Source organism: Nocardia carnea, from assembly GCF_029868325.1.
In the GTDB taxonomy this organism is placed as follows: Bacteria; Actinomycetota; Actinomycetes; order Mycobacteriales; family Mycobacteriaceae; genus Nocardia; species Nocardia carnea_C.
In genome coordinates, this window is sequence record NZ_JARWNW010000150.1 from 1 (window position 1) to 4878 (window position 4878).

Annotated in this window: 1 protein-coding gene and 1 pseudogene; one reads left to right on the plus strand and one right to left on the minus strand. The window is 66.8% G+C overall.

The features are described 5' to 3' along the window. Nucleotides 1–184: 184 nt before the first annotated feature. Nucleotides 185–1558: pseudogene (locus QH196_RS10950) on the plus strand (DUF5933 domain-containing protein); the annotation flags it as partial. A 455-nt stretch (nt 1559–2013) separates the two neighbouring features. On the opposite strand, the gene metE reads toward QH196_RS10950, so the two are convergent. After that, nucleotides 2014–4323, minus strand: coding sequence for a 5-methyltetrahydropteroyltriglutamate--homocysteine S-methyltransferase (metE, locus tag QH196_RS10955; RefSeq protein ID WP_280415656.1), 2310 nt, complete (start codon nt 4321–4323; stop codon nt 2014–2016). Nucleotides 4324–4878: the final 555 nt, after the last annotated feature.

Here is a 4878-nt window from a genome sequence, read left to right on the forward strand (position 1 = left end):
CGCGCGGGGGTGGCGGGGGTCGTGGCGCGGTTGGTGGGGTTGTCTCAAACCCCCCCACCCCGGGGCCCCCTAATCCGCGCCGCCGGAGGCGGCGCCATAAACACAGCACCTGCTGTTCAATAGTCCGTGGGTGCTCTGTTCACGTGCCGTTTACGATGAGCGGGTGCTAGTCGAAAACCCGAATATGGGAGCTGGAGCCGCGGCGCGAAGACCTGCGCCGCACCGGGGGGTTCGGGTGTTCGCGCACCGCCGTGTTCGGTTGTTGGCCGTGCTTGCGGTGCCGGTTCTGCTGGTGGTTTTGCAGGGGGTGGCGTTGTGGCGGGGTTTCGAGGGCCCGCTGGAGAGTTTGTTCCGTGATTACGCCGGAACCCCGAAGTCGATGACCGTGCCCTGGGCGGGTCTGGTTCTTGCGCTGGTCGGGATCGGGAACAGGCACCGGGTGATCGCGCTCGCGGCGGCTGTGGCGATCGATCTCGTCTATGCGGGGGTGCGGCTGGCGCTGGGTGGGCCGTTCACCGTCGGTAACGGTCCCGTGCTGGTTCTCACCGGGCTGGCGGTGCTGGCCTGGTGGCGCTGGTCGGGCGAGCGGCGGCGTACCGCGTTGCATGCGGCGGCGCTGGGTGCGCTGCTGATCCTGGCGACCAAGGTCGGCGATGTCTGGTTGCACATCACCGTCGACCTGCGGCCGCGCGTGCTGGACCAGTATGTGATGCTCGCCGACCATGCGCTCGGCGATCCGGCGTGGGTGATGGGCCGGGCGCTGGAGGTATTGGGTCCGGTTCCCGAGGCCGTTCTGCACTGGGTGTACATCGAACTGCCCGCGGCGGCGATCGTGGTGGCGGTATGGCAACTGCGGGCGGTGGCGCGCGGTGGCCGGTGGCCGAACCACTATTTGGTGCGCACCTTCCTGGTGCTGGGTCTGGTGGGTCCGCTGGTGTACATCCTGTTCCCGGTCGTCGGGCCCATGTTCGTCTACGGTGTGGACGGTAACGGTTTCCAGGTGGGCAATTTCTGGCCCGGGGTGGTGCCGCCGCTGGACCGCAGCCCGGAGGCCCTGCTGTTCTCCGATCTGGCCCCACGCAACTGCATGCCCTCGATGCATACCGCTTGGGCGCTGGCACTGTTCCTGCACACGCGCCGCCGGGCCGACGGGACTCTGGCCCCCACCTGGCTGCGCTGGGGTGGCACGTTCTGGTTGTTGTGCACTCTGGCCGCGACCCTCGGTTTCGGCTACCACTACGGAGTCGATCTGGTCGCCGGTGCGGTGCTCTGCCTGACGGTCGAATCGGCGCTGCGCGAACCCGAACGCGGTTGGGGCTGGTTCCGGGTGCGTCTGGTCGGCGGCGGCGTACTGGTCCTGCTGACACTGCTGCTCGGGTACCGATATCTGGCGGTGCAGATGGCCGACCATCCGGTGGTGGCGGGGTCGGTCGTGCTGGCCCTGCTGGCGGCGGTGGCCGCCGGTTTCCACGCGACCTGGTTCGCCCGCCGCCGTGCGGGTGTCCCTTTGGCCGCCGGCTCGGACGCGGCCGGAACGGACCGGTTCCTGACCGCCCCGGGCGACACCTGGACGTCCCGGCCGAGCGCGGTGTCCATGCGGAAGCAAACCCCCGTTGTCCAGGAGGATCCTCCGGGAATGCCGCCGGACGCCTCCGCTGTCGACCCGGTTTCGCCGGTCGAGCCCGCCCAATCACCCTCCCGCTTTAATTTTTGCGGCGCCGGCGGCGCCGCGGGTTTCGGCCCCTTTGGCGTGGTCGTTCAGCCCTCGATGCTCGCGGCTGTGCCGCATTGCCTCGAGGGCTGAACGACCACGCGGGCCAAAACCTTGCAGGGCCTCGTAAGACTCGGCGGCGCCGTTGGTTGCGTTGGGTTTCGGGTGGGTCTTCCGGGCTCGCTGGACTCGGGCCCAGAAGGTGAGCCCACCGTAGTTGCTATCTGAAGGGGTTCACAGGCCGGCGTAAGGCCGCAAACATTGCCCGTCTGCGACCACCCATGCGGCGACGGGCAGCGATGCTACTGCTCGGTTTCCCGCAAGCGGCGCCGGACCCGGCGGGCAGCGGCGACCATATTGCGCAGGGCCGGATCGAGCTGCCAGTGATGGCGGGTTTTCAGGCCACCGTCCGGGTTGGCCCACAGGCGTTCGGGGCCCACGGCGGCGGCTGCGGCGGTGAGCAGCGCATCCAGTTCGTCGATATCGGGGATCCGGGCCGAGCGGCTCTCGTACACCCCCGGCCCGACGCCGTGGCTGAGGCCGTGCCCGGAGGCATAGTCCTCCTCCAGCGCCTTGAGCACCCATTCGATGGACCGCGTGGCGACGATCGCGGTGACATCGGCGTCCAGCTGGTCGATGGCCTCCACGATCTCGGTGCGGCCCGAGTACGGGATATGGGTGTGGATCTGGGTGTCCGGACGCACCCCGGAGGTCGCCAGCCGGAACGCGCCGATCGCCCAGCGCAGATATTCGGCGCGTCCCTCGGGCCGGGCCGGCCACAGCTCACGCAGGGCGGGCTCGTCGACCTGGATGATGCCGATACCGGCACGTTCCAGATCCACCACCTCGTCGCGGATGGCCAGCGCCACCTGGTCGGCGGTTTCGTAGAGCGGCTGATCCTGCCGGACGAAGGAGCGCGCCACCATGGTGACCGGACCGGTGACCATACCCTTGACCGGTTTCTCGGTGAGTGATTGCGCGTAGGTGCTCCACTCCACCGACATCGGGGCCGGCCGGGACACATCGCCGTAGATGATCGGCGGCCGCACGCAGCGCGAACCGTACACCTGCACCCAGCCGAAATGCGTGGTCGCGAAACCGTCCAGCAGTTCGGCGAAGTGCTGGATCATATCGTTGCGTTCGTGCTCGCCGTGGACGAGCACATCGAGGCCGATATCCTCTTGCAGCGCGATGGTCGCGGCGATCTCCGATTCGATTTTCTTGCGGTATTCGTCGTAGGAGATCCGGCCCTCACCCAGGTTGTGGCGGGCCTGCCGGGCTTCGGCGCTCTGCGGGTACGAACCGAGGGTCGTGGCGGGCACCGGCGGTAACTGCAGTTTCTCCTGCTGCGCGGCCCGGCGCACCGGATAGGGTTCGCGTTCGCGCATCTGCGGCGTGATCGCATAAACCCGCTGACGCACGGCGTGCTTCTGTTTGAAATGCACTTCGCCGGGACGTTTACGCCATTTGTCGGACGGGCCCTCGGTGAGCGCTTTCGCCAGCGAAACGACCTCGCCGACCTTCTGCTTCGCGAAAGCGAGCCGGTCGGCCACATTTCCGTCGATATCGTATTCGGCGAGCACGTCGTAGGGCACGTGCAGCAGCGTGCTTCCGGTGGAGACCACCAGGTCCGGGCACACCTTGGCGAGCTCGTTCAGATACTCCAAGGTGACGTAGCGGTCGGCCCGCCACACATTCGTCCCGCTGATCACGCCGGCATACAGCCGTTTCCGCCGGATACCGGGAATGGCGGCAAGCACCTCCGGACGGATCCGGTAGGAGGCCAGATCGAGGCCGATGGCCTCCACCCCGGAGGCAGCGAGAATGGTCAGCGCCTCGCCGAAATCACCGTACTGTCCGGTGACCAGGATCCGCGGCCGCAACGGAGCCTTGGACAGCCGGTCGTAGGCGCGTTCGAACGCGGCGAGTTCGGCCGGCGAACGCTCCGCGGTGAAACACGGTTCGTCGAGCTGAATACAGGTGGAACCGCGCTGCGCCAGAATCGCGAACAGCTCCTCGTACACCGGCAGCAGTTTGTCCAGCAGTTCGATGGTGTCGAAACCCGCGGATTCGCCGGGCACACTGCCGGCCTTGGACAGCAGCAGCAGCGAAACCGGACCCAGCACCACCGGGCGCAGCTCGATATCGGCCGCCATCGCCCGATCCCATTCGTCGAGCAGTGCCTCGGGATGCAGTGAGAATTCGGTATCGGCGTCGAGTTCGGGCTGGCGGTAGTGGTAATTCGTACCGAAGAACCGCACCAGTTCCAGCGGCGGCAGATCCGGCCGGCCCCGCGCCATCAGGAAATAGAAATCCAAGGGGTCCATCTCGCCCTGGTGTTCGGCGAACCGGGACGGCACCGCACCGAAAAGCAGCGCGTTGTCGAGCACATGGTCGTAGAAGGAGAAGGTGTTACCCGGAACCTGGGTGAGCCCGGTCGCCGCCAGTTCGTAGAACTGCTGCTCCTGGATATCGCGCGCGACCGCACGCAACTCCGCTTGCGTGATCGCTTTTCGCCAGTACGCCTCGAGCGCTCGTTTGAGCTCCCGGTGCGGGCCGATCCGCGGATATCCGAGCACACTCGACCCGAACCCCTCGCTGACATTGACCATTTGCCGACCTCCGTGTCATTTGGGGCCATTACCGCCGACGGTACGGGCCTTGCCCCTGTCCTATCCACGCATCAGAGTTGCCGCTTCCGGCACCATGAACTGCCTACCCCGAACCGCCCACATCACCCCACCGCCACACCTGGCGAGTTTCACCCGAAAGTCCCACCACCCGGCCGGGGGCCGAACATCGAACGACCTGCTCACCGACACCGACCCAACGCAACCAACAGCGGCACCCAGTCCAGCGAGGCCCTGGAAGAATGCCAGCTCACCAATCCCCGAGATCACCAACAACAGCGCCAAGTCCAGCGGGGCCCCGAACGATGCCACCTCACCAATCCCGACGTAACCAACGGTGGTGCCGAGTCTTACGAAACCCTGAAAGCTTTCGGCCCACGACCAAAATCAACGCAACCAAAGGCACAGCCGAGTCCAGCGAGGCCCTGAAAGGTTTCGGCCCGTGGCGCGGGTCGAGTACTTTCCGTCCCTCCTCCATCTCATCGTTCTCGCTGCCTAGGCTATCTCCGGTGGCCAGGACGAACCGCACCGGGCGGG